This window comes from Nocardiopsis sp. KDC1DS13DA1 (assembly GCF_055632325.1).
Genome location: NZ_JBVMUY010000029.1, coordinates 198154 through 222077 on the forward strand (window position 1 = coordinate 198154; position 23924 = coordinate 222077).

18 protein-coding genes are annotated in these 23924 nt (G+C 72.6%); 8 read left to right on the forward strand and 10 right to left on the reverse strand.

The annotated features are described in order from the left end of the window. Positions 1-115 precede the first annotated feature (115 nt). The 4 genes from ACTVAJ_RS18930 to ACTVAJ_RS18945 all read right to left on the reverse strand — a co-directional run bounded on the left by ACTVAJ_RS18930 (position 116) and on the right by ACTVAJ_RS18945 (position 7147). Positions 116-1135 carry a LacI family DNA-binding transcriptional regulator gene (locus tag ACTVAJ_RS18930; protein ID WP_470389520.1) on the reverse strand — a complete coding sequence of 340 codons (1020 nt, stop codon included), beginning with the start codon at positions 1133-1135 and terminating at the stop codon, positions 116-118. A 104-nt stretch (positions 1136-1239) separates the two neighbouring features. Then, entirely contained in the window at positions 1240-2118 is an 879-nt protein-coding gene (locus ACTVAJ_RS18935; RefSeq protein WP_470389521.1) for an Fpg/Nei family DNA glycosylase, read from the reverse strand. 86 nt (positions 2119-2204) lie between these two features. Continuing rightward, the gene (locus tag ACTVAJ_RS18940) at positions 2205-5318 is read right to left on the reverse strand and encodes a DNA helicase (protein ID WP_470389522.1); all 3114 of its coding nucleotides are present in this window, start codon (positions 5316-5318) and stop codon (positions 2205-2207) included. Positions 5319-5704: 386 nt separating this feature from the next. Beyond that, on the reverse strand, positions 5705-7147 hold the full coding sequence (locus ACTVAJ_RS18945; RefSeq protein ID WP_470389523.1) for a PucR family transcriptional regulator: 1443 nt from the start codon (positions 7145-7147) through the stop codon (positions 5705-5707). A 154-nt stretch (positions 7148-7301) separates the two neighbouring features. Between ACTVAJ_RS18945 and gabT the strand changes: the two genes are divergently transcribed. Then, on the forward strand, positions 7302-8639 hold the full coding sequence (gabT, locus tag ACTVAJ_RS18950; RefSeq protein ID WP_470389524.1) for a 4-aminobutyrate--2-oxoglutarate transaminase: 1338 nt from the start codon (positions 7302-7304) through the stop codon (positions 8637-8639). Between the two features lie 243 nt (positions 8640-8882). On the opposite strand, the gene ACTVAJ_RS18955 is transcribed toward gabT, so the two are convergent. Together ACTVAJ_RS18955 and ACTVAJ_RS18960 are read right to left on the reverse strand one after the other, a co-directional pair. Further along, entirely contained in the window at positions 8883-9371 is a 489-nt protein-coding gene (locus ACTVAJ_RS18955; RefSeq protein ID WP_470389525.1) for an Lrp/AsnC family transcriptional regulator, read from the reverse strand. Between the two features lie 154 nt (positions 9372-9525). Further along, entirely contained in the window at positions 9526-11130 is a 1605-nt protein-coding gene (locus tag ACTVAJ_RS18960) for a PucR family transcriptional regulator (RefSeq protein ID WP_470389526.1), read from the reverse strand. A gap of 183 nt (positions 11131-11313) precedes the next feature. On the opposite strand from ACTVAJ_RS18960, the gene ACTVAJ_RS18965 reads away from it, so the two are divergent. Together ACTVAJ_RS18965 and ACTVAJ_RS18970 are read left to right on the forward strand one after the other, a co-directional pair. Further along, a complete protein-coding gene (locus ACTVAJ_RS18965; protein WP_470389527.1) occupies positions 11314-12600 on the forward strand; it encodes an aspartate aminotransferase family protein in 1287 nt (428 codons plus the stop codon). Positions 12601-13051: 451 nt separating this feature from the next. Continuing rightward, positions 13052-14560, forward strand: coding sequence for a CoA-acylating methylmalonate-semialdehyde dehydrogenase (locus ACTVAJ_RS18970; protein ID WP_470389528.1), 1509 nt, complete (start codon positions 13052-13054; stop codon positions 14558-14560). Between the two features lie 273 nt (positions 14561-14833). Here the strand turns inward: ACTVAJ_RS18970 and ACTVAJ_RS18975 are convergent, their stop codons facing one another. Both ACTVAJ_RS18975 and ACTVAJ_RS18980 read right to left on the reverse strand, forming a co-directional pair. After that, positions 14834-15082 (reverse strand): hypothetical protein, encoded by a 249-nt coding sequence (locus ACTVAJ_RS18975; RefSeq protein WP_470389529.1) that lies wholly within the window; start codon positions 15080-15082, stop codon positions 14834-14836. A gap of 238 nt (positions 15083-15320) precedes the next feature. Next, entirely contained in the window at positions 15321-16148 is an 828-nt protein-coding gene (locus ACTVAJ_RS18980) for a carbon-nitrogen hydrolase family protein (protein ID WP_470389530.1), read from the reverse strand. 154 nt (positions 16149-16302) lie between these two features. Here ACTVAJ_RS18980 and ACTVAJ_RS18985 point away from each other — a divergent pair, with 154 nt between their 5' ends. The 3 genes from ACTVAJ_RS18985 to ACTVAJ_RS18995 are packed head-to-tail and all read left to right on the forward strand — an operon-like array spanning position 16303 to position 19556. Further along, positions 16303-16980, forward strand: a complete 678-nt coding sequence (locus ACTVAJ_RS18985) for a TetR/AcrR family transcriptional regulator (RefSeq protein WP_470389531.1) — start codon at positions 16303-16305, stop codon at positions 16978-16980. A gap of 57 nt (positions 16981-17037) precedes the next feature. Beyond that, on the forward strand, positions 17038-17961 hold the full coding sequence (locus ACTVAJ_RS18990) for an ABC transporter ATP-binding protein (protein WP_470389532.1): 924 nt from the start codon (positions 17038-17040) through the stop codon (positions 17959-17961). Then, on the forward strand, positions 17958-19556 hold the full coding sequence (locus ACTVAJ_RS18995; protein ID WP_470389533.1) for an ABC transporter permease: 1599 nt from the start codon (positions 17958-17960) through the stop codon (positions 19554-19556). Before ACTVAJ_RS18990 ends, ACTVAJ_RS18995 begins: the two co-directional genes overlap by 4 nt. A 171-nt stretch (positions 19557-19727) precedes the next feature. On the opposite strand, the gene ACTVAJ_RS19000 is transcribed toward ACTVAJ_RS18995, so the two are convergent. Together ACTVAJ_RS19000 and rlmN are read right to left on the reverse strand one after the other, a co-directional pair. Beyond that, the gene (locus ACTVAJ_RS19000; RefSeq protein WP_470389534.1) at positions 19728-20207 is read right to left on the reverse strand and encodes a hypothetical protein; all 480 of its coding nucleotides are present in this window, start codon (positions 20205-20207) and stop codon (positions 19728-19730) included. Positions 20208-20226: 19 nt separating this feature from the next. Further along, positions 20227-21324 carry a dual-specificity RNA methyltransferase RlmN gene (gene rlmN / locus ACTVAJ_RS19005; RefSeq protein ID WP_470389535.1) on the reverse strand — a complete coding sequence of 366 codons (1098 nt, stop codon included), beginning with the start codon at positions 21322-21324 and terminating at the stop codon, positions 20227-20229. A 204-nt stretch (positions 21325-21528) separates the two neighbouring features. Between rlmN and ACTVAJ_RS19010 the strand changes: the two genes are divergently transcribed. Both ACTVAJ_RS19010 and ACTVAJ_RS19015 read left to right on the forward strand, forming a co-directional pair. Beyond that, positions 21529-22632 carry a suppressor of fused domain protein gene (locus ACTVAJ_RS19010; protein ID WP_470389536.1) on the forward strand — a complete coding sequence of 368 codons (1104 nt, stop codon included), beginning with the start codon at positions 21529-21531 and terminating at the stop codon, positions 22630-22632. A gap of 125 nt (positions 22633-22757) precedes the next feature. Continuing rightward, complete coding sequence (locus ACTVAJ_RS19015) at positions 22758-23924, forward strand: undecaprenyl-diphosphate phosphatase (protein WP_470389537.1); 1167 nt, start codon at positions 22758-22760, stop codon at positions 23922-23924.

A 23924-nucleotide genomic window follows, 5' to 3' on the forward strand; every position in this document is an offset into this window, starting at 1 on the left:
ACGTCCACAACAACATGTCCGACTCAGGGTCGTCAATCCCCGGCAGCACGGGCGTTATCCGCTTGTAACGGGAGGACCTGCGCATCCGCCCCGGGGAAGGCGCTCCGGAGGCGCCTCAGGGGGCGAGCGGACCGGTGCTCGCGCGCGGGTGCAGCTCCCCGGGCGGGGCCTGACGGCTCTCGACCCGCTCGTCCGCCACCCGCCCGATCAGCATCCGCGCCGCCTCGCGTCCGCTGGAGAGGGTGTCGCGCACGACCGCGGTCAGCGAGGGGCGCACCAGGGCGCACAGGACGGAGTCGTCCCAGGCCACGATGGACAGCTGGGAGGGGACGTCCACACCCATCTCGCGGGCCACGCCGAGACCGGCCACGGCCATGAGGTCGTTGTCGTAGACCAGTGCGGTGGGCCGCTCCGCCAGGGCCAGCAGTCTGCGTGTGGCACGCGTGGCGGCCTCGCCGGTGTAGTCGGCGTGCACCGTACGCGTCCGCCCGAGTCCCGCCCCGACGGCCGCGTCCCGGAAGGCCCTGGTCCTGTCCCGGGTGTGCCGGAGGCCCTCCGGGCCCGCGATCCGCGCGATACTGCGGTGCCCGAGAGCGGCCAGGTAGCGCACCACCTCGCGCATCGCGGCGGCCTCGTCGGAGTGCAGGCAGGGCAGTCCGCCCGCGCCCTCCGGACCGCCGAGCACGACGGCGGGCAGCGGCAGTCCCTCCACGGCCGTGACGCGGGGGTCGTCCACCCGGAGGTCGACCAGGATCACGCCGTCCACCCTCCGCTCGGCGGCCCACCGCCGGTAGGCGGCGATCTCCGCCTCCTGGTCCTCGGTGACGTGCAGCAGCAGGTCCACCCCGGCCGCGGTCAGCTCCGTCTCGATCCCCGACACCAGCTGCATGAAGAACGGCTCGACGCCCAGGGCGTGCGCGGGACGGTCGACGACGAGCCCCATGGCGCCGACCCGGCCCCCCGGGGACAGGGCGCGCGCGGGGCCGCTCGGCGCCCACCCCAGGTCGCGGGCGATGTCCAGGATGCGCTGACGCGTCCGTTCGGACACCCCGGGCTTGCCGTTGAGCGCGTAGGACACCGCCCCCTTGGACACCCCCGCCACCCGGGCGATGTCCACAATGGTCGGTCGCCGCATCTGAGACCCCAACGCACCCCCATGAACACATGGAAACTGAACCGGTTAAGAACGCGGCTGGGAGTCTACGCCACCGGGCCGGGAAACCGTGTGCGGAAAGGGGCTCAGCCCTGACAGCCGGGGCACCAGTACAGGGTGCGCCCGGCCAGTTCGGCGGAGGCCACCGGGGAGCCGCACACGCGGCAGGGCTCACCCGTGCGGTAGCACACGTACAGCGTGTCCGGCCGGGGCACCGGACGCGCGTCGGGGTCGGGGCGGTGCTCGGGGCGGGTGGTGATGATGTAGCCGTCGCGCACGCCGTCGCGGAGCAGGGCGGCGAGGTCGTCCCAGAGCGCGGACCACTGGCCCCGGGTCAGGTCGCGGCCCGGGGTGAGCGGGTCGATCCCCGCCCGGAACAGGGACTCGGCCCGATAGATGTTGCCGATGCCCGCGATGACGTCCTGCCGCATGAGCAGCACCGCGATGCTGGTCCGCGAGCGGCTCACCGTCCGCCACGCCCGCTCGGGGTCGGCGTCGGCGCGCAGGGGGTCCGGGCCCAGCCGGTCCTGGACGGCGCGCTTCTCGGGCTCGGTGATCACCTCGCACGCCGAGGGGCCGCGCAGGTCGGCCCAGCCCGAGGTGTTCACGAGCCGGGCGCGCACGGTGCCCACGGGGGCGGGCGGCACGACGAAGCCCTCGGCGTCCCGTGCCAGTTCGCGGCGGCCCGCGCCCCCGGTGCGGGGCGCGCCCAGGTGGCGTTCGCCGTCGGCGTCACCGAAGGTCCACGCCCCGTACAGACCCAGGTGCACCCGCAGCCACTCCCCGGAGTCGAAGCCGAGGAACAGTTGCTTGCCGTGCGCCTCGCTCTCGGTGAGCACCCGGCCGTCCACCCGCGCGGCTCCGTCGGCGAACCGGCCCTGCGGGCTGGAGGCGCGCACCGCGCCGCCGCCGAAGGTCTTGTCGAAGTGCGCCGCCAGACGGTGCAGTGTGTGGCCCTCAGGCACCCGTGTTCTCCCCTCCGCGCCCCGGGGAGCGGACGAACCACCGCGACCCGGACATCGTGCTGCGATCAGCGTAGTCCGTTCCGTGGTCAGTAGGCGGAGAGGATCTCCTCGACCAGGGCGCGGGGGTCGGCCAGACAGCGCCAGGCGGGGACGAGGACCACGGGGTCCCCGGTGACCCGGTTGAGCGCCTCGCCCCGGACGATGAGGTGGCGCAGGGCGCGGCCGTCGGGCTCCCGGTCGAGCAGGATGATCAGGCGCCGGGCGGCGAAGCGCACGACCAGGTCCGCCGTCCAGCCCTGGACGGTCTGGAGCGGGGCCACCGAGGTGCCCGCGCCGCGCAGCTCGTCCACGAGGGCGTCCCTGGCCGGATCGGCCCCGGCCGCCGCGCGCGTACCGGACACCAGGGCGTCCAGGTCGGCCAGCGGCCCGTCGCCGCCGACCCAGTACCCCCGGTCGCCGACCACCACCAGGCGTCGGCGTGTGCGTGTGAGCACCGACGACCACAGGTGGAGCATCCGGCGCACCCTGCGTTCGGCGACGGCGGGCGCCGCCGCCGCGAGCATCGGCGACAGGACGGTGACGTCGGCGGCGTCCCGATCGGAGCCGAGCAGCTCCGGCCCGCCCACCCGCACGTCGTGGCGCTGGTGCCGCCGCCGGAGCTGGCGGCGGATCAGCGCCACCTGCGGCTGGGTGGGGGCGACCACGGCGATCACGTGGTCGGGAGGCGAGCCGGCGTCGATCTCGTCGACCACCACCGCCACGCGGTAGGCCTCGTCCCGGTTGACGTAGGAGGCACCGGGGGCGGCCTCGCACGTGCCGCGGACGTCGTGCCACTCCAGGGCGGGGCCGCCCGCCGGGTCGGGGACCGTGCACACGGCGAGCCGTCCCCCGTAGCAGTGCCGGGAGGCGGCCTTCGCGAGCGCGGGGGCCGCCCCCACGTGTTCGTCCAGCCACAGCAGCGGCGGCGCGGCCTTGTAGGCGGCCCGCAGCGCCGACCCCGACCCGTGCCGCAGCCCACGGTCGTCGAGCTGGTCGGCGGTCATACCCGCGGCGGTCAGTGCCCGGCGCTCCTCGGCGGGTTCCAGCACGCTCATCGGCCCCGGGTGGGCGGGGTCCCCGAGCACGACGGCCCGGCTCGCGCGGTAGAGGGCGGGCAACACCTCGGCGGCCCGGGTGCGCTCGGCCCCGACCACGATCACGAGGTCGTAGAGCCCGGCCTGGGGCGGGAGGGCGCGGACCTGGTCGGTGCGGCACATCCACGTGGGCAGCGTGTCCAACAGGTTGGACACGCCCGGCCAGCCGGTGCCGTGGTGCCAGTTGAGGGTCTCCAGGCGGTTCTCGATCGCCGCCCGGCCGCGCCAGAGCCTCGGTTCGGTGGCCGCGCTGAGGCAGGCGGAGCTGGACCTGCGGTGTCCGGCCAGGGCGTCGGCCAGTCCGCTGGTGAGCTCACCGAGCGGGGCGCAGCGGGTCCGCCGGTCGACGGCGGCCCGCCACTCGCTCTCCATCCGGGCGATGGCGCACAGCCGGGCCAGACTGTCGGGGTCGGTGCTCACCCCCAGTTCACGGCGGATGGCGGACCGGTGCTGGAGGCCGACGAATCCGCCCGCCCCGGCGCGCTCGGCCCGGTGCAGCCAGTACTCGGGGCCGCCGCGTTCGGGAGTGAACAGGGCGTCGGGATCCCAGCCGCACGCGATACTGCGGCCGCGTTCCTCCGCGAGCTGGGCGAGCGCGTGCCCGCCGGAGGCCATGGCGTCCATGGCCCGCCACGCCTCCCGGACCCGGGACCAGTCGTCGGCCAGGTCCGCCCAGTGCGAGGGGGGTTCGCCGCCGGTGCCCTCGGGCACGGTCGGGGGCGCGGTCCCGGCGTGGTCGATGAGCAGCCGGTTGAGCTGGCGGATCTCGGCCGCGCGGTGTTCGGGGCCGCCGACGCGGACGACCGGGTGCCCCGGAGCGACGGCGGCGCGGCGGGTGAGCTCGACGAGGTCGCCCTCGGTGGGCGCGCAGACCAGAACGCGCTGACCGTTGCTGACCGCGGTGCGGACGAGGGCGTCGACCAGGTCGTGGGCGCCGCTGCCGGGCGGGGTGGCCGCCACGGTGAGCTGGTCGCGCATGGCGGCGCCCAGCACCGTGTACTGGGACTGGTTGAGCGGGGTGACCGAGACGGGGACCGCCGTGGCGGTGTCCTGTGGCGCCCGGGCGGCGGTCGTCTGCCGGGCGGCCCGGTCGGCCGGGGGGCGGCGGGCCTGGTCCGGGTGGAGCGGCCGGGCGTTGGCGGACCTGCCGAGGAAGGGTTCGAGCGCGGTGGTGACGGCGGCCTCGGGGTCGAGGCCGTCCCGGTCGGAGGGGTCGAGGTCGGCGAGGACGCCCTCGACGGAGCCGGGCTCGTGGTCGTCCCCGTCGAGCTGGCCGCCGGGCCCGGCGCGGAAGAGCACGGCGACGTTGTGGGCCCCGTTGCCGGGGGCGGTCGGCCGTCCCCTGGTGCCGAGGGGGTCGATGTCGTCGACCCGTTCGACCTCCAGCCGGGAGAGGAGGGTGCGCACCTTCGCGGCGAGGCCGGCGACGGCCGCCGGCCGCTGGCCCCTGTCGGGGGCTCCGGTGCGCAGACGGGTGCGCAGTTCGAACAGGTCGTCGGGGTCCGTGACGCCGAGCCGGGCGAGGAGGGCGGCGTTGACGTCGGGCTGGCCGACGGCGCGGACCGCGGTCCCGGTCTCGGTACGGAGGCCGGGTTCGCAGGGGACCCCGTCGAGGTCGTCCACGGCGCGCACGTCCGTGGTGAGCAGCGGGAGGGCGACGCGGTCGGCCCCCTGCCCCAGGACCACCAGCGGGTACCCGTAGCGCAGGGCCTGGCCGCGTGTCTGGGCCAGGCGCAGGATCCGGGCCGCCTCCGGCGGCAGGGGCACGGTGTCGCGGACACCGCTGAACAGGAGTTCGGGGCCGGGCGGGAGGCAGGCGCAGGAGTCGGAGTCGAGGTCGTGGGGTCGCACGACGTGGGTGTGCACGGCCTCGCGGCTCAGACAGGCGCGCAGGTAGGCGAGGACGGAGCGCACTTCGTCGTGGTCGAGCGGGGGCTTCCAGCGCAGCGACGCCGATCCCACTCCGGACCGCCCGACCTGGGTGGTGACGGGGCCCGGTATTCCGGTGATCCCCCCGGGCACGATCGGCCCGCCGATCTGCTGTTCGTCGTCGCGCAGTGACCTCACGTCGCCCCCCGGCCCGCCATTCCGTGATCGGGTGATTACCGCCCGCCAGCAACGCCCATTGTCATGCAAGAACAGGACCCGGGCCGGTCGAACAGGGAAACCGCACCGACTTTCACGCTGGGTGACGACATCGTGCACGCCACGTGTCCACCGCGCTCATGGGTGCGGGGCCACGGCGGCGGCGCAGGCGCGGCGGGCGCCCGAACCCGGTCCCAAGCGCAGCGCAGGACCAGGGCGGGCACCGTTCGGGCGTCGGCGGGGTGCTGCACGACAAGGCGAGCCGCGTAGCGAGGTACGAGCGACAGGCGTGGCCGAGGAGGAAGCAACCCGCCTCCCGGGCGCCCGAACCCGGTCCGAAGCGCAGCGGGGGACCAGGGCGGGCACGACTACCGGACCCCGAGGACCCGCAGGGCGATCCACAGCTCCGCCCGGTGGTCGGGGTCGTCCAGGTCCCCGGGAAGCAGGTCCCGGATGCGGGTCATCCGGTAGCGGAGGGTGTGCCGGTGGATTCCCAGGGACTCGGCGGCGGCGTCCCAGCGACCCGCGCTGGCCAGGTAGGCGCGCAGCGAGGCCAGGAGTTCGGCCCCCGTGCGCTGGGCGGTGAGCGGTGCGAGGAGGTCCTCCGCCATGCGCGTCCCCACCGGGGTCTCCGCCAGACCGAGCAGCCCCCCGGGCAGGTCGCCCGCGCGCACCACGCCGCCGTCCCCCTCCCGGGCGACGCTCCGCGCGCGTTCGGCCTGGGCCAGACCGGCGTCGAGCTCGGTGTAGGCGACGGGCTCGCTCACCCCGGTCGGTCCCGCCAGCACCTCGCGGATCACGGTGCCGGGGGTCCCGGCCCTGGCCAGCAGCAGGGCGCGCCCCTCGTGCTCCGCGACGAGCACGCCCTCGGGCGGATGGGTCGCCCCGACGGCGTCGCCCGCACCGACCACCACCGGTTCGTCCGGGAGCATCGCGCGCAGCGGGGCCGAACCCTCGTGGCGGGGGTCCAGGGCCCCGGTCAGCAGCGCCACGAGAACGCCCTCCCCCGCCTGTGCGGAGGAGCCCCGACCGCTGCGCTCCAGTTCGAGAGAGAGCAGGGAGACCGCGGCGTTGACCAGGGTGCGCTCGTCCGACCCCAGGGGACCGCCGGTCCCCACGGCCAGGTATCCGCGCACACGCCGCCCCGTGGCCAGCGGCTGGACGGACACCCGGTCACCCGACGACTCCACGGAGGCGCTGGCGCGCACGCCCGCCTCCCGGAGACGGGGCAGTTCGCCCGCGATCACGTCCGCGTGCCGCGTCGCGCCGGCGGGCGCCGCGTGTCTGACGGCGCCGTCGTCGCCGAGCAGGAGCACCCGGCCGCCGAGGTCGCGGGCGAGGCGGTCGACGATCTCCGGCGCCCCCGACAGGGCGGCCCGGGTGAGTTCGCGCTGCGCCGCGAACGCGCGGGTGAGCCCCTCGTACTCCTCCTTGGCCAGCAGCCGCGACACCTCCTTGCCCACCGCGATGAACGGTGTCTCCCGCGCCACCTCGACCAGCGGGACCCCGAACTCGGCGGCGGCCTCGCGCAGGGGACGGGGGGTCTCGTCCAGGACGACGCCCACCCCGAACCCGAGCCCGGACACCCTCCGCTCGGCCAGTCGGCGCACGTAGTCGCGGTGGTCGGGGTCACTGTCCGCCCAACGCACCCCGGTGGTCAGGACGAGTTCGCCCCCGGCCAGGTAGGGGGTGGGGTCGGTGAGTTCGCTGACCGCGACCCACGCGACCCTCCGGTCCAGTTGGTCCTCGCCGTTGAGCAGGCGCAGCCGCAGACGCGGCGTCCGCAGCAGGGCGCCCAGGGTCGGGGGCATCCGTTCTCCCTCCGTCCGCGTGTCTCGCGCCGCATTGGCGCAGGTGCCTGGATCAATTATCCACCGTGTCCATGTCTGACCCGTTCCGCGCCGCCTAAGGTCATGGCAGTCGGATCGACTCCCTCACCCGAGCCCGTTCACAGGAGGCAGCCGCATGGCCACGTCCGAGGTCGTCCAGTCACGCCGGATCGTCACGGAGATCCCCGGCCCCAAGAGCCGCGCGATCCAGGAGCGCCGTTCGGCGGCGGTCGCCCAGGGCGTCGGCAGCGTGCTTCCGGTCTACGTCGAGCGCGCGGGTGGCGGGATCGTCGAGGACATCGACGGCAACGCCCTGATCGACTTCGGTTCCGGCATCGCGGTGACCAACGTCGGCAACGCCGACCCGCGCGTCGTGGAACGCGCCGCCGAGCAGCTCGGCCGGTTCACCCACACGTGTTTCATGGTCAACCCGTACGAGGCGTACGTGGACGTGTGCGAGGCCCTGAACCGCGTCACCCCGGGCGACCACGAGAAGCGTTCGATCCTGCTCAACTCCGGCGCCGAGGCCGTGGAGAACGCGGTCAAGATCGCCCGCAGCGCCACCGGCCGCCAGGCCGTGGTCGTCTTCGACCACGCCTACCACGGCCGCACCAACCTCACCATGGGCCTCACCGCCAAGAACATGCCCTACAAGCAGGGCTTCGGGCCGTTCGCGAGCGAGATCTACCGCGTGCCGATGGCCTACCCCTACCGTTGGGCGACCGGGGCCGAGAACTGCGGCCCCGAGGCCGCCAGGGCCGCCATCGACCAGATCACCAAGCAGATCGGCCCGGAGAACGTCGCCGCCGTGGTGATCGAGCCGATCCAGGGCGAGGGCGGCTTCATCGAGCCGGGCGCCGGGTTCCTGCCCGCGATCGTGGACTTCTGCCGCTCCAACGGCATCGTGTTCGTCGCCGACGAGGTCCAGACCGGTTTCGCCCGCACCGGCGACATGTTCGCCTGCGACCACGAGGGGATCGTCCCCGACCTCATCACGACCGCCAAGGGCATCGCGGGCGGCCTTCCGCTGGCCGCCGTGACCGGCCGCGCCGAGCTGATGGACGCCGTCCACGGCGGTGGCCTGGGCGGCACCTACGGCGGCAACCCGGCCGCGTGCGCCGCCGCGCTGGCCGCCCTGGAGGCCATCGAGTCCGACGGCCTGGTCGAGCGCGCCCGGCAGATCGGCGCACTCATGCTGGGCCGTCTGCGCGAGCTGGCCGCCAAGTACGACATCATCGGTGACGTGCGCGGCCGCGGTGCGATGATCGCGATCGAGCTGGTCAAGGACGCGGACAAGACGCCCAACCCGGAGGCGCTGGGCAAGGTCCTCTCCCACGCCCACCAGCAGGGCCTGATCCTGCTGAGCGCGGGCACCTACGGCAACGTCGTCCGGATGCTGCCGCCGCTGGTCATCTCCGACGAGCTCCTGAACGAGGGGCTGGACATCCTCGACGAGGCCTTCGCCCGGCTCTGACCCCGAGGCGCACCGCGCCGGGAGCGTCCCCGAACCACCTTGGCGGACATCGCCCGATCACGGTCCTCCGCGACAGGCTACTGGTATGCCCGCGCCCTCCGTGATCTCGCCAAGGCACGGCCCCGTCCGCGCGTCTCGTTGGGCGCGGACGGGGCCACTCCAGGCGCTCTCCCCCTCGACCCGGCCGCTCCGGGGGTGGCGAACACGGTCCGAAGCGCGGCGGAGGACCAGGGCGGGCGCTGCCTAGCGTGTACCCCAGGCGTAGGTCTGCTTGCGGAGCTTGAGATAGAGGAAGGTCTCGGTGGTGTCCACCGTGTCGACCGCGCGGATGTCCGCCAGGATCTCCAGCAGCCGCGGGTCGTCCTCGGCCACGACCTCCACCAGCAGGTCGAACGAGCCCGCGGTGATCACCACGTACTCCACGCCCGGGATGTCGGAGATGGCGTCGGCCGCCGTGTTCAGGTCACCACTCGTGCGGACGCCGATCATCGCCTGGCGGCTGAAGCCCAGCATCATGGGGTCGGTCACGCCCACCACCTGGACGACCCCGGCCTCCAGGAGGCGTTGGACGCGCTGGCGCACGGCCGCCTCGGACAGGCCCACGAGCTTGCCGATGGAGGCGTAGGACCGCCGCCCGTCCTCCTGGAGCAGTTCGATGATGCGCTTGGCCGTGTCGTCGAGGACGACGCCGTTGTTCCTGCGTGCGGGACCGGAGTCCGCCTGGTGGGTCACATGATCCTCCGCTTGCATCCACAAGAATCCGATGAATTCTGGGCTGTGAACTTCTGGAATTCGCCGCTGCATCATCCACCAACGACGGATTCCACGTTACTGCACGGCCGATTCCGACCGGAGGCCGAACCTGGGTACCCGGCGTCCCCCCAGATCAGCGGTCGTCGCGCACCGAGTCCAGGGACAACAGGGCCACGTGCAGTGACAGACAGGTCTCCACGGATTCCAGATCGGCGTCGAGAACGTTGGAGATCCGGCGCAGCCGTTCGTAGAAGGCGGGCCTGGACAGGTGGGCCCGGCTGGCGGCGAGCGCCTTGTTGCGTCCCGCGCCCAGGTAGCGGCGGAGCATGTCGGTGAGGTCGTCGCCGTGTCTGGCGTCGTGGTCGAGCAGCGGCCCGAGTTCGCGCTCGACGTAGGTCTGGAGCCGCTCGTCGTCGCGGAACAGGTGCAGCAGCCCGCGCAGGTGCAGGTCGGGGAGGCGGTAGAAGGGGCGCTGGTCGTTCTGGCGGACGGCCACGTCGCCGACCTGCCGCGCCTCCAGGAAGGACCGGCGCACCTCGCGGATACCGTCCGCCGACGACCCCACGGCCAGCACGGCCGCGTCCCCGATCGCGTTGCGCACCCGTTCGGCGAGCATGTGCAGGGTCGGCTCCAGCCGCTGCTTGCCCGACAGCGGCAGCAGGATGCCCACCCGCAGGTCGTCGAGCGAACCCACCAGCGCGGGCAGGCGCAGCTCCCGGCAGGCGCGCGCGGCGCCCTCGGCGGTGTCGGACAGCCTGGCCTGTCCCGCCAGCCCGGTCCCGCTCTCGCGCAGCCGCAGGACCAGCCCGACCAGTTCGCGCCCCTTGAGCGGCACGCCGACCGCCCGCGCCCGGACCAGCGCCTCCTCCGGGTCGGAGTAGGCGCGGTCGATGATGCCGGAGATGATGGTGCGGTGCGTCTGGCGCTCCAGGCTCTCCTGGTGGCGCTCCAGCAGCCGACCGAGCGCCAGCGTGGTGGCGGCGCGTTCGATGAGCATGCTCTGGCGCGGGGTGGGGGTGGCTCCGGCGATGAGGATCAGGCGCCCCCAGTCCTGGCCGCGCGCGCCGACGGTGGTGACCAGCCAGCCGGTGCTGGGCGCGTGGACGGTGTGGCTGCCCGAGCGGATCGCGCGTGAGCGGCTCTCCCACGAGGTGAGCAGCGTGCCCGGGTCCTCCCCGTTGAGGTCGCAGGCCAGCACCTGGTGGGTGAGGTTCTCCAGGACCACCGGGCAGCCGGACAGCTGGGCGACCTCGTGCAGGATCTGGGCGGTGTCGGCGCCCTCCACCGACAGCTGGGTGAAGACCGAGTGCAGCTTCTCCGACTCGCGCAGCTCCTCCAGCTGCTCGTTGACCACGCGGATGTGCACGGCCTCGGTGATCTCGACGAACCGCGCCTCGCGGTCGAGCAGGACGACGGGCACCCCCGCGTCGCGGGCGGCGTCCAGGAAGGCGGGCGGGAGTTCGGCGTGGTACTTGCGGCCGAGCTCGACCGCGATCCCGCTGACCCCGGCGTTGGCGAGGTCGTCGATGTAGCGGCGCAGGGCGTCGGGGTCGTCGGGCATGGCGATACCCGTGCTGAGCACCAGTTCACCGCCGCGCAGCAGGTGGGCCAGGTCGGTGACCTCGGCGATGTGGACCCAGCGCACGGGGACGTCCAGGCGGTCGGAACCGACCACGACGCGCGGGCGGGCGCGTTGGAGGGCGGGTAGCTGGAGGACCTCGGCGAGAGTGGGAAGCACCCCCTCATACTAGGACGCACTGTCAGGTCCGCAGCCCTGACCCGTTACACCCTGAATCACCATCCGGGCACCTGACCACGGCAGCGGCGCCGACCACCGGGATTTACACCCCGTAAAACCGACCGCCATGTTGTCAACATGGTGATCCTGGTCATCCGATGGGGGCGCGGAGAGACTGGGGGCATGTCGGAACTTCTCTCGCGCCACCGCGCGGTCATGCCCTCCTGGCTTCCCCTGTACTACGAGACCCCGCTGGAGATCGTCGGCGGCAAGGGATCACGCGTCACGGACGCCGAGGGCCGCACCTACCTCGACTTCTTCACCGGCATCGTGACCAACATGATCGGCTACGACGTGGCCGAGGTCCGCGAGGCGGTGGAGCGCCAGATCGCCAAGGGGGTCGTGCACACCTCCACCCTCTACCTCATCCGCGGCCAGGTCGAGCTGGCCGAGAAGATCGCCCGGCTGTCCGGGATCCCCGACGCGAAGGTCTTCTTCACCAACTCCGGGACCGAGGCCAACGAGACCGCGCTGCTCCTGGCCACCTACGCGCGCGGCAGCGACGAGGTGCTCGCCATGCGCGGCAGCTACCACGGCCGCTCGTTCGGCACGGTGGCGGTGACCGGGAACCGGGGGTGGAAGAACTCCTCGCTGTCCCCGCTCAACGTCCACTACCTGCACGGCACCGACCGCGCGGCACCCGCCTTCCGCGGCATGTCGGAGAAGGAGTACACCACCGCCTGCGTGGCCGACCTGCGCGACGTGCTGGACACCACCGCGCCCAACGTCGCGTGCCTGATCGCCGAGCCGATCCAGGGCGTGGGCGGCTTCGCGATGCCGCCGGACGGCCTGTACGCCGCCTACAAGGAGGTCCTCGACGAGCACGGCATCCTGTTCGTCGCCGACGAGGTGCAGACCGGTTGGGGCCGCACCGGGACGAGCTTCTTCGGGATCGGCAACCACGGTGTCACCCCGGACGCGATGACCTTCGCCAAGGGGCTGGGCAACGGCTTCGCGGTCGGCGGCGTCGTGGCCCGCGGTGACCTGATGGACCGCCTGCACGCGCTGGGCGTGGCCACGTTCGGCGGCAACCCGGTGTCGATGGCGGCGGCCGGGGCGACCCTCGACTACGTCCTGGAGCACGACCTCCAGGGGAACGCGCTGCGCCAGGGCGGCCTGATCATCGACGGCCTGCGCCCGCTGACCGACCTGCCCAGTGTCGGTGACGTGCGCGGCAAGGGCCTGATGTTCGCCGTGGAGATGGTCGACCCGGAGACGGGCGCCCCGTCCGCGGAGCTGGCCGGGCGGGTCCTGGAGGGCACCCGCGAGCGCGGGCTGCTGGTCGGCAAGGGCGGCGTGCACGGCAACGTGCTGCGGATGGCCCCGCCGTTGACCCTGTCCACCGAGGAGGCCGCCGAGGGGCGCGACCTGCTCCTGGACGCGGTGCGCGCGGTCGACGCCCAGGCCTGAGGTGCGCGAGGGGCGTACGGGGTTCTGCAGGACGAGGCGAGCCGCGAGCGAGGAACGAGCGACCGGCGAGACCGAGGACGAAGAACCCCGTCCTCCACGCCCCGAGCCCCGGCCGAGCCCGCGAGGCCGCACAGGCACAGCGGGGCGTACGGGGTTCTGCAGGACGAGGCGAGCCGCGAGCGAGGAACGAGCGACCGGCGAGACCGACCAGGCAACCGCACCGAAGGTGTCCGTTGAGGGCGGTGGCGGGTGACGGGCGGGCAGGACCCCGTCCTCCACGCCCCGAGCCCCGGCCGAGCCCGCGAGGCCGCACGAACAGGACCGTACGAACAGGACGACGCAGGGTGGCTGCTGGGCGCCCCCTGTCGACAGGCAGACACGGAGTGCCGCGGGTGGCCGGTCCCGGACCGGCCGCCCGTGGACGGCTCCGGTACTCGACGAAGAGGGAACGATGAACGAGAACGTCACACACTGGATCGGCGGAGCCCGCCACCAGGGTCCCGCGGAGCGTCGCGCGGACGTGTACAACCCGGCGACCGGGAAGGTCTCCGGCACGGTCGACCTGGCCGGGCAGCCCGAGATCGACGCCGTCGTGCGCTCGGCGAGGGAGGCCTTCCCGGGCTGGCGCGACACGTCGCTGTCCAGGCGGGTCCAGGTCCTGTTCCGGTTCCGCGAGCTGCTGCGCGCCAACAGCGACCGCCTGGCCGAGGTGATCAGCGCCGAGCACGGCAAGGTCGTCTCCGACGCCAAGGGTGAGGTGGCGCGCGGCCTGGAGGTCGTCGACTTCGCCTGCGGCATCCCGCACCTGCTCAAGGGCGGCTACTCCGAGAACGTCTCCACGGGCGTGGACTCCTACTCCATCCTCCAGCCGCTGGGCGTGGTCGCCGGGATCACCCCGTTCAACTTCCCGGCGATGGTCCCGATGTGGATGTTCCCGGTCGCGATCGCCTGCGGCAACACCTTCGTGCTCAAGCCCAGCGAGAAGGACCCCTCGGCCTCCCTGCTGCTCGCCGAGCTGTGGGCCGAGGCCGGGCTGCCCGACGGGGTGTTCAACGTGCTCCAGGGGGACAAGGTCGCGGTGGACGGCCTGCTGGAGCACCCGGACGTGGCGGCGGTCAGCTTCGTGGGTTCGACCCCGATCGCCCGGTACATCTACGGCCGGGCGGCCGAGCACGGCAAGCGCGTGCAGGCGCTGGGCGGCGCGAAGAACCACATGGTGGTGCTGCCCGACGCCGACCTGGACCTGGCGGCCGACTCCGCGGTCTCGGCCGGGTTCGGCTCGGCCGGTGAGCGCTGCATGGCCATCTCCGCGATCGCGGTGGTGGACTCGGTCGCCGACGAGCTGATCGCGCGGATCCGCGAGCGGGTCGAGCGCCTGCGCGTGGGCCCGGGCGACGACGACCGCAGTGAGATGGGGCCGCTGGTCACCCGCGAGCACCGGGACAAGGTGGCCTCGTACCTGGACTCGGGTGTCGAGCAGGGCGCGACCCTGGCCATCGACGGCCGCGTGCACCCGGTCCTGGGCGGGGAGTCCGACGGGTTCTGGCTCGGTCCGTCGCTGCTGGACCACGTCACCCCGGAGATGGACTGCTACGGCGACGAGATCTTCGGGCCGGTGCTGAGCGTGGTGCGGGTGTCGGACTACGACGAGGCCGTCCGGCTGATCAACGACAACCGGTACGGCAACGGAACCGCGATCTTCACCAACGACGGGGGCGCGGCGCGGCGGTTCCAAAGCGAGATCCAGGTCGGCATGGTGGGGATCAACGTGCCGATCCCGGTGCCGATGGCCTACTACTCGTTCGGCGGTTGGAAGCAGTCGCTGTTCGGGGACTCGCACGCGCACGGGACGGAGGGTGTGCACTTCTACACCCGCACGAAGGCGGTCACCGCGCGCTGGACGGACCCGGGAAGGCGCCCCGAGGGCGGCGTCAACCTGGGCTTTCCCACGAACGGTTAGGTCGTCCTAACGGGAAATCGGGACGGATCTCTCTTACTGACGGTCGACCACGGACAACACGGAGTATCGTTGGTGGCGGCCGCTCCTCACGGGGAGTGGCCGGTGGAGGAGACCACGGAGACCATCCTGGAAGGACGCGCTCAATTCCCCTCCTCCCCATGGAAGCGGGCGCGTCAGCGGAAGCGCTCCGGGTCCGACTCTCCCCCTGGACCCGGAGCGCGACCGTGTTCGCCCTGGGCTCCCGAACGGGACTCGCGGGCTTTCGCCCCGCTGCTAGCGGGCGGCGTACACCGGCCGGCCGGAGGCCGTACCGGCCCCCGCGCCGACGAGGTCCGCGCACTCCTGGCACCCGTACACGCGGCATCCGTCCGGCAGCCGCCCGAGGACCCTACGGGGTCGGGGCCACCGGGTGTGGCAGACGGCGCAGGCGTCCCCCATGCGCTGGTCCCCCGTCAGCGCCTCCGGGTCGTAGACGTAGGTTTCCGACGTGTCGTCAGGCCGTGCACCCGTTGCACACACCATGCTCGTTCCGCGCAATGTCCTTGCTCCCCCCGTGGTTTAGGACAGTCTGGCGGGCCGATAGTTACCGGCTCTTTATCGAATCAGAGGCTCCCGGCACTGGGAAGTGTCCGGACCGATCCAAATCACTCCGTGCACGGAAATCATAACCCTAAGTAACGAACCCTGGGAAGACCCCAGTTAAGAGACGTGGATTCATCTGATTTGCCCGATGCCTACTGAGTAGTAGGGGTACGGGGCCTCAGTCCAGGTCGCGCGGAGTGACCGCGAATCGGCGCAGCGACAGGGCCGGATTGATGGCACGGACCTCCTCGACCCGGGCGGCCGAAACCTCCGCGGAGGCGACCGCGAAGCGCTGCTCCCCCACCGAGACGACCGGCGTGCCCATCGGGTCGACCACCATGCTCCCGCCCGCCCCCGACGGCGCCGCCTGTCCGGCGGCCGCGACGTAGACGGTGTTCTCGATCGCCCGCGCCCGGGCCAGCGTGCGCCAGTGGTCCTCCTTCAGCGGACCGGGAACCCACTGCGCCGCCAGCAGCAGCACGTGCGCCCCGGCGTCGGCGATGCGCCGAGCCACCTCCGGGAACCGCAGGTCGTAACAGGTCTGGAGGCCGAAGACGACGCCGTCGACGGTGAAGGTCTCCGGTTCCTCGATCGGCCCGGGGCTGATCACGTCCGACTCGCGGGCACCGAACGCGTCGTAGAGGTGGATCTTGCGGTAGAGGGCGCGCCGCCGACCGTCCGGGCCCAGCGCGACGAGCGTGTTGGTGAAGTGGGTGGCCTCACCCGCCCCGCCCTCCCCGACGGTGGTCTCGTTCACCCCCAGCACCAGGTGCACGCCCTCCGAACGGGCCGTGTCGGCCGCGGCGGAGAGAAAGGGGCCGTCCAGGGGCTCGGCGGACTTCACGTAGCGGTGGTCGGTCCGCGACGCGGTGAACATCGCGTACTCGGGCAGCAGGACCACGTCGGCACCCTCGGACGCGGCACGGGCCGCCAGTTCGGCGACCGAGCGCGCGTTCTCCGCCTTGTCCTGGCCCGGCGCGAACTGGGCGACCGCGATCCGCACCATGGATGCCTCCCTCCTCGACGCCGGAGCGTCTGGGGCGCCCCGGACCGTGCCCCGCAGTCTACGGGGCCCCGAGCGGGGCGGATCCCCGACTTCGACGAACCCGTGGTGCTGAACATCTTGTCAGAATGCTGAACATGCGTTTAGTCTCATGAACATGGGTTCAACACCGCAACGGCCCCCCGACCGCACGGAGGACCTCACCGCCCGCGCGCGCATCCGCGACGCGGCCATCGACTGTTTCGGACAGCACGGCTTCGACGTCCCGGTCCGTGAGATCGCCGAGCGCGCCGGGGTCTCCGCCGCCCTCGTCATGCACCACTTCGGCACCAAGGCCAAGCTGCGCACCGCCTGCGAGGAGCACGTCACCCGCATCGTCCGCGAGGTCAAGACGGCGTCCATCACCGAGACCGACGCCGACCACAAGACCGTCCTGCACCAGCTCGCCGAGGCGGAGGAGTTCGCGCCCTACATGGCGTTCCTCTTCCGGTGCCTCCAGGCCGGAGGGGAGCTGGCCCGCACTCTGTACGAGCACATGGCCGCCGACATCGAGTCCTACCTCGACGCCGGGGTCGAGGCGGGCACCGTCCGCCCCAGCCGGGCACCCCGGGCCCGGGCCCGCTGGCTGGCCGCCAACGCGGCCGGATCGCTGCTGCTGCTCGTCACACTGCGCCACCCCGGACCCGACGTGGACTTCCGCGCGGTCATCCGCGAGTGGACGGAGGACTTCACGCTCCCGGCCCTGGAGCTCTACACCGAGGGGCTGCTCGCCGACCGCTCGATGCTCGACGCCTACCTCCTGTACGTGAGCGACCCGCCGGAGGAGACGTCCTGAACCCCCGGCGGCCACGTTCACGATCACCACCCACGCGTCATCCCCCAGGAGACACCCATGTCATCACCCGCCATCGAGGTACGCGGACTCCAGAAGAGCTTCGGGAACCTCAAGGCCCTCGACGGCCTCGACCTCACCGTCCAGCCCGGCCAGGTGGCCGGGTTCCTCGGCCCCAACGGCGCCGGGAAGTCCACCACCATCCGCGTCCTGCTCGGTCTGCTCCGGGCCGACGGCGGCACCGCCCGCCTGCTCGGCGGCGACCCCTGGCGGGACGCCGTCGACCTGCACCGCCGCCTGGCCTACGTGCCCGGAGACGTGGCGCTGTGGCCCAACCTCACCGGCGGCCAGGCCATCGACCTGCTCGGACGGCTGCGCGGCTCGGTCGACCCGGTCCGCAGGCGCGACCTGCTCGGCCGGTTCGAACTCGACCCCACCAAGAAGGCGCGCACCTACTCCAAGGGCAACCGGCAGAAGGTCGCGCTGGTGGCCGCCCTGGCCTCCGACGCGGAACTGCTCATCCTCGACGAACCCACCTCCGGCCTCGACCCGCTCATGGAGTCGGTCTTCACCGACTGCGTCCGCGAGGCCAGTGCCCAGGGCCGCTCGGTCCTGCTGTCCAGCCACATCCTGGCCGAGGTCGAGAAGCTCTGCGACACCGTGACCATCATCCGCAGGGGCCGGACCGTCGAGTCCGGGACCCTCGACGGGATGCGTCACCTGACCCGCTCCACGGTCCGCGCCACGACCGACGGCGACGCCAGCGCGCTCGCGGGCCTCCCCGGGGTGCACGACCTGTCCGTCCACGGCGGCAGCGTCACCTTCGACGTCGACAACGACCGGATGGACCAGGCCCTGCGCGCCCTGACCGGACTCGGCGTCCGCTCGCTCGTCAGCAACCCGCCCTCCCTGGAGGAGCTGTTCATGCGCCACTACGGCGACGAGCTGGCCGCCCTCAACGGTGAGGGGAGGGGCACGGAATGAGCACGTTCACCGGGACCGGGCACCTGATCCGGTTCATCCTGCGCCGCGACCGGGTGCGCATGGCGGTATGGACGGCCTCCCTGGTCGGCCTGCTCGCCATGACCGTGCCGACCCTGGCGGAGATGTTCGCCGAGCCCGCCCAGCGGATGGCGCGCGCCGCCGTCATGGCGACGCCGACCGGTGTCGTCTTCGGCGGACCCGGATACGGCCTGGACGAGTACCGGCTCGGCTCGATGGTCGCCAACGAGATGACCCAGACTCTGCTGGTCGCCCTGGCGGTCATGAGCGTCCTGCACGTGGTCCGCCACACGCGGGCCGAGGAGGAGAGCGGGCGCGCCGAACTGCTGCGCGCCAACGTGCTCGGCTCCAGTGCGCAGATGACCGCCGCGCTCGTCACCAACGCGCTGGTCTGCGGTGTCATCGGAGGACTCCTGACCCTGGTCATGGTGTTCAACGACCTGGCCGTGGCCGACTCGGCGGCCTTCGGCGGCGGCATCGCCCTGGCCGGGATCACCTTCGGCGCGATCACCGCCGTGTGCGCCCAGGTGTCCGAGCACGCGCGGGGCGCCAGCGGGCTGGCCTTCCTCGCGGTGGGTGTGCTGTTCATGTTCCGCGTCGTCGGCGACGTCGCCGAGCGCGGCGGCAGCGCCCCGTCGTGGTTCTCACCCTTCGCCTGGGCCCAGCAGACCCGGATGTTCGACGACCTGCGCTGGTGGCCGCTGGCGCTGTACGCGCTGGTCATCGCGGTGCTGTTCGCGGTCGCCTACACGCTGGCGGACCGGCGCGACCTGGGCGCGGGGCTGGTCGCCGCGCGTCCGGGACCGGCGGGGGCGAGCCCCCTGCTGAACGGGGTGTTCGCCCTGCACCTGCGCCAGCAGCGGGTGTCGGTCATCGTGTGGACGGTGGCCGTGGCGCTGTTCGCGCTGTCCTTCGGCACACTCGTCTCCGAGATCGACGTGATGGTCGAGCAGAACCCCGAACTGCTGGGGCGCATGGGCCTGGACGCGGAGAACATGACCAACGGCTTCCTCGGCATGCTGGTCCTCTACGTCGTGATGGCCGCGGTGGCCTTCGCCGTCCTCTCGGTCCTGCGCACCCGCGCCGAGGAGAGCGCCGGACGCGCCGAGCTGACCCTGGCCGCCGCCGTGGGCCGGATCCGGTGGATGGGCTCGGCGGTCCTGGTCAGCGCCCTGGCGGCGACCCTGGTCCTGCTCCTGGGCGGGCTGGCGATGGGGCTCGGGGCGGCACTGGTCACCGAGGACCCCGACTGGATCCGCACGGTGGCCGAGGCGGGCGCCGCCCAGCTGCCCGTGGTCCTGCTGTTCGTCGGACTGACCACCCTGCTGCTCGGGGTCGCGCCGCGCCTGGTCGGGCTGGTGTGGGCCTGGTACGGCTACGGCCTGGTCGTGACCGTGTTCGGTCTGATCATGGACCTGCCCGGATGGATGCTGGACGCCGGGCCGTTCCAGATCCTGTCGCAGCTCCCGTTGGAGGAGTTCGACGCGGTGCCCTTCCTCGTCGTCCTGGCCGCGGCCGGGGCCGCGACGGCGGCGGGTCTGGGCGGTTTCCGCCGCCGCGACCTGGTCAGCGCCTGACCCCGCTCCGCCAGGTCGGGCGGTCCGGTGGGAGCGGAGAAGTCAACACCGTTCGGAAGAGAACGGTCAATACGCTCGATCACCACACAGAAAACACCGAATCGGTTATAAAGAATCATTCGGCATATTCTTCACATCACTCATTGACGCGGCAGAGTGCGCCTGGGGGCCTCACCCAGGGAGGAAGGACATCGCCCAGGCCGGGGCGAACACCACCACCAGGAAACGCGCGGTGCGGGTGACCCACGTGACCAGGAAGAACACCACGACGTTCTGCCGCACGACCCCGGCCAGGACCGACACCACCACGAACGGCGGAACGCTCGCGAACGAACTGAGCGCGACCAGTCCGACCCCCCACACCGGCTGTTCCTGGGCCCTGCGCCGCCAGTGCGCCGCCCGCTCGGTCCAGCGCCCCGGAGTGGCGGCCCTGCGGCGCAGCCACGGCGTGGAGATGGTGCCCCGGCCCACGTGGTAGTAGGGCAGCTTGCCCAGGGCCTGGCCCAGCCCGGCGGCGACCGCCATCGCCGTCAGGGTGAGGGCGCCGCCGTCGGTCAGGGCGACGGCGCCCACCAGGTACACCTCGATGTTGATGACCGGGACCAGGCCGGAGAGGGCGGCGACCGCGAAGGCCAGCAGGGTCTCGGTCACGGGGCGCCGTCCGGGCGGCTCAGCGCTCGGCCGCGGCGAGCTGCCCGCAGGCGCCGTCGATCTCCTGGCCGCGCGTGTCGCGGACGGTGACCGACACCCCGTGCGACTGGAGCCGCCGGACGAACTCGCGCTCGTCCTCCGGACGCGAGGCCGTCCACTTGGAGCCCGGCGTGGGGTTGAGCGGGATGAGGTTGACGTGCACCAGGTGGCCCTTGAGCAGCCTGCCGAGCAGGTCGGCCCGCCATGCCTGGTCGTTGATGTCCTTGATCAGCGCGTACTCGATCGACACCCGGCGGCCGGTGGTCCCGGCGTACCGCCACGCGGCGTCCAGGACCTCCTGGACCTTCCAGCGGGTGTTGATCGGCACCAGCTCGTCGCGCAGCTCGTCGTCGGGGGCGTGCAGGGAGATCGCCAGGCGCACCTGCATGCTCTCGGCGATGAGCTTGTCGATGGCGGGCACCAGGCCGACCGTGGACACCGTGACGCCGCGCTGGGAGATCCCCAGCCCGTTCGGCACCGGGTCGGTGATCCGGCGCACGGTCTGGAGCACCCGCTTGTAGTTGGCCATGGGCTCGCCCATGCCCATGAAGACGATGTTGCTGATCCGCCCCGGGCCCCCGGCGACCTCGCCGCGCGCCAGGTCGCGGGCGCTGGCCACCACCTGGTCGACGATCTCTCCCGTGGACAGGTTGCGGGTCAGCCCCGCCTGTCCGGTGGCGCAGAACGGGCAGTTCATCCCGCACCCGGCCTGGGAGGAGATGCACAGCGTGACGCGGTCCGGGTAGCGCATGAGCACCGACTCGAACATCACCCCGTCGAAGGCCTTCCACAGGGTCTTGCGGGTCATGCCGTTGTCGCAGGTGATGTGCCGGACCGGTGTGAGCAGGGTCGGCAGCAGCGCCTCCCCCAGCCTCTCCCGGGAGGCCTCGGGCAGGTCGGTCATCGCCGAGGTGTCCGACTCCAGGTGGCCGAAGTAGTGCTTGGCGAGCTGCTTGGCACGGAAGGGCTTCTCCCCCAGACCCGACACGACCTCGGCCCGCTCCTCGGGGCTGAGGTCGGCGAGGTGCCGCGGCGGCTGGGCGCGGCGGGGGGCGACGAAGGTGAGCTCGGCGGGCATAGGTATCCGTAACGGAGTGGCGTCGGTGGTCGTGGGCCCGGCGCGGGGACCGCGCGGCTCCGGTCGTTATACGACCTATACGCGGCTGCGGTGCGGCTCCGCCTGTCAGGGCACTACCGTCGATTCTACGCACTGTCCGGACGGACCGGGCTGGTCCGGGGCCGGACGCGGGCGACAACACGGGTACGGCACGCGGGAGGGCCGGTGACAGGGATCGACGTCCTGCTCGACGAGGTCAGCCCCTACCAGAGCCGCCGGGTCGTCGTCGAGTGCGACTCCCGCACCACGGCCGCCTACCTGCTCGACGCGCGCGGCCGCATCCGGGTCCCCGTGTGGCTGGCCAACCACGACGCCGCCCCCGTCGCCGGCGAGGAGGGCGGGCTGTTCGAGGGCCGCGCCCCGCTGATGCCCGAGGCGCACACCAAGCACCCGCAGGGCCGGCCGCGCCTGGACCCCGCGCACCTGCGCGCCGTGTGGTTCGAGGAGGGCGACGGCGTCGCCCTGATCGACGAGGAGGGGCTGCTCGCGGTGATCCCCGGCTGGGCCGAGGCCGACAGCGGACTCCCGGGGTACGCGCGTGAGGCGATCGGACGCAGCGCCTTCGCCTGGGACCTGGACTCGGTGCGCGACCAGCTGTGGCCGCGGGTGGTGCACGCCGAGGCCTACTGGGACTGGCGGCGGGCCGCGGGCGCGTGGCGGAGTGTGCAGCGCACCGTGCTCAGCCACCTGAACCGCCGTGTCGGCGAGCCCGGGCACTACTGGGACGTGTCCGACGGCCACCCGCCGCTGCTGCGGCTCTCGGAGCGGCCGCCCCGCGCCGGGCGGCCGTTCACGGTGCTGTCCACCGTGGGCATGTGCGGGCAGCGCATGCCCACCCTGGACCGGTACATGGCCGACACCTCACGGCACGCCCGGGTGGAGCTGGCACTGGCCACCACGATGCCCGCGCACCGGGCCGCGCGGATCTTCCGGTGGATCGGCGCGTTCCCGTGGCGCGCGGTGACGTGGTTCGGGACCGGGCACACGGTCAAGTGGCTGGACAACCCCGAGGACCGGACGATGCGCGGCGACGCGGGGGCGGTGCTCCTGCTGGAGGACCCGTCCGCGCTGGTCGCACGGACCGACCACCGGCCGCCGGACACGTCGGGGCTCTCCTTCCAGGGCGACCCGGTGCGGTGGCTGTGGATCGTGCCGATCACCCGGCCGGAGCACCTGTTCGCCAAGGAGCACGACAGCGCCACGCTCGTGGAGAAGCTCGCCGCCGAGGGGCGCAGCTGGGTGCTGGGACCGTCTGCGTCCCGCCCGTGACCCGCTCGGGGCGCAACTCTGGATAGGCTGCCCAGGTCACCCCTTCCAGATACCGCCACGGCCCCTTCGCCGTGCGTGCCCCGGTACCTCCTGCCGCGGGCTTCCACCACGGAGCGACCACCGACATGTCCCTGCTCGAAGCGATCATCCTTGGCCTGGTCCAAGGGCTGACGGAATTCCTGCCGATCTCCTCCAGCGGCCACCTGCGCGTGGTGTCGGCGCTCTTCGGCTGGCCCGACCCGGGAGCGGCCTTCACCGCGGTCAGCCAGCTCGGCACGGAACTGGCCGTGCTGATCTACTTCCGGCGCAGGATCTGGCTGATCCTGTCGACGTGGACCAGGTCGCTGTTCGTGCGCGAACTGCGCGGTGACGTCAACGCCCGGATGGGTTGGTACGTCATCCTGGGCTCGATCCCCATCGTGGTCCTGGGGCTGCTCCTGGAGGAGCAGATCGACAGCGTGTTCCGCGACCTGCGCCTGGTCGCGCTGAACCTGATCATCTTCGGCGTCTTCCTCGGCCTCGCCGACAAGTACACCCGCAAGCACCGGGGACTGGAGGACCTCACCGTCTCCCGGGGCCTGACCTTCGGTCTCTTCCAGGCGCTGGCGCTGATCCCGGGCGTCTCCCGCTCCGGCGGCACGCTCACCGGCGGGATGCTGCTCGGCTTCAACCGCAAGGAAGCGGCGGAGTACTCCTTCCTGCTGGCGCTGCCCGCCGTCTTCGGCGCGGGCCTGTACAAGCTCACCGACATCGGCGGCAACGAGTACGCGGGCTGGGGGGCGACCCTGGTGGGAACGGTCATCGCGGGCGTCGTCGGCTTCGCGGTCATCGCGTGGCTGATGAAGTTCATCTCCACCCACAGCTTCATGCCGTTCGTCTACTACCGCGTGGGTCTGGGCATCCTCATCCTGGCCCTGGTCAGCTTCGGCGCGCTCGACCCCCAGGGCGGCGCGGAGTCGCAGGCCGGACGCAGCGAGGTCATCGCCGAGGACCAGGACGGCCGGGACCAGGAGGAACCCGAGCCCGAGGCGAGCCCGTCGCCCGGGACCGGTGCCGACGCGGGGGCCACCCCCGAACCCTCCCCCGGGGCCTCCGCGGAGCCGACGGCGACGCCGGAGGTGGACCCGGTGACGGGGTGGGAGATCGACCCCGACTCGGGTCTGCTGCGCAACCCCCAGACCGGTCTGCTGCACGACCCCGACCTGGGGATGGACGTCGACTACGACCCCGCCACCGGGCTGGCCACCAACCCGATCACGGGTCAGACCTACGACCCTCGGGCGACCGGGTGA

Bases quoted from the DNA above. Each gene is read 5' to 3' on its own strand.
- ACTVAJ_RS18985 (WP_470389531.1), top strand. From the start codon at position 16,303: ATGGGTTCAACACCGCAACGGCCCCCCGACCGCACGGAGGACCTCACC.
- rlmN (WP_470389535.1), bottom strand. From the start codon at position 21,324: ATGCCCGCCGAGCTCACCTTCGTCGCCCCCCGCCGCGCCCAGCCGCCG.
- ACTVAJ_RS18975 (WP_470389529.1), bottom strand. From the start codon at position 15,082: ATGGTGTGTGCAACGGGTGCACGGCCTGACGACACGTCGGAAACCTAC.
- ACTVAJ_RS18990 (WP_470389532.1), top strand. From the start codon at position 17,038: ATGTCATCACCCGCCATCGAGGTACGCGGACTCCAGAAGAGCTTCGGG.
- ACTVAJ_RS18995 (WP_470389533.1), top strand. From the start codon at position 17,958: ATGAGCACGTTCACCGGGACCGGGCACCTGATCCGGTTCATCCTGCGC.
- gabT (WP_470389524.1), top strand. From the start codon at position 7,302: ATGGCCACGTCCGAGGTCGTCCAGTCACGCCGGATCGTCACGGAGATC.
- ACTVAJ_RS18980 (WP_470389530.1), bottom strand. From the start codon at position 16,148: ATGGTGCGGATCGCGGTCGCCCAGTTCGCGCCGGGCCAGGACAAGGCG.
- ACTVAJ_RS18930 (WP_470389520.1), bottom strand. From the start codon at position 1,135: ATGCGGCGACCGACCATTGTGGACATCGCCCGGGTGGCGGGGGTGTCC.
- ACTVAJ_RS18970 (WP_470389528.1), top strand. From the start codon at position 13,052: ATGAACGAGAACGTCACACACTGGATCGGCGGAGCCCGCCACCAGGGT.
- ACTVAJ_RS19015 (WP_470389537.1), top strand. From the start codon at position 22,758: ATGTCCCTGCTCGAAGCGATCATCCTTGGCCTGGTCCAAGGGCTGACG.
- ACTVAJ_RS18965 (WP_470389527.1), top strand. From the start codon at position 11,314: ATGTCGGAACTTCTCTCGCGCCACCGCGCGGTCATGCCCTCCTGGCTT.
- ACTVAJ_RS18945 (WP_470389523.1), bottom strand. From the start codon at position 7,147: ATGCCCCCGACCCTGGGCGCCCTGCTGCGGACGCCGCGTCTGCGGCTG.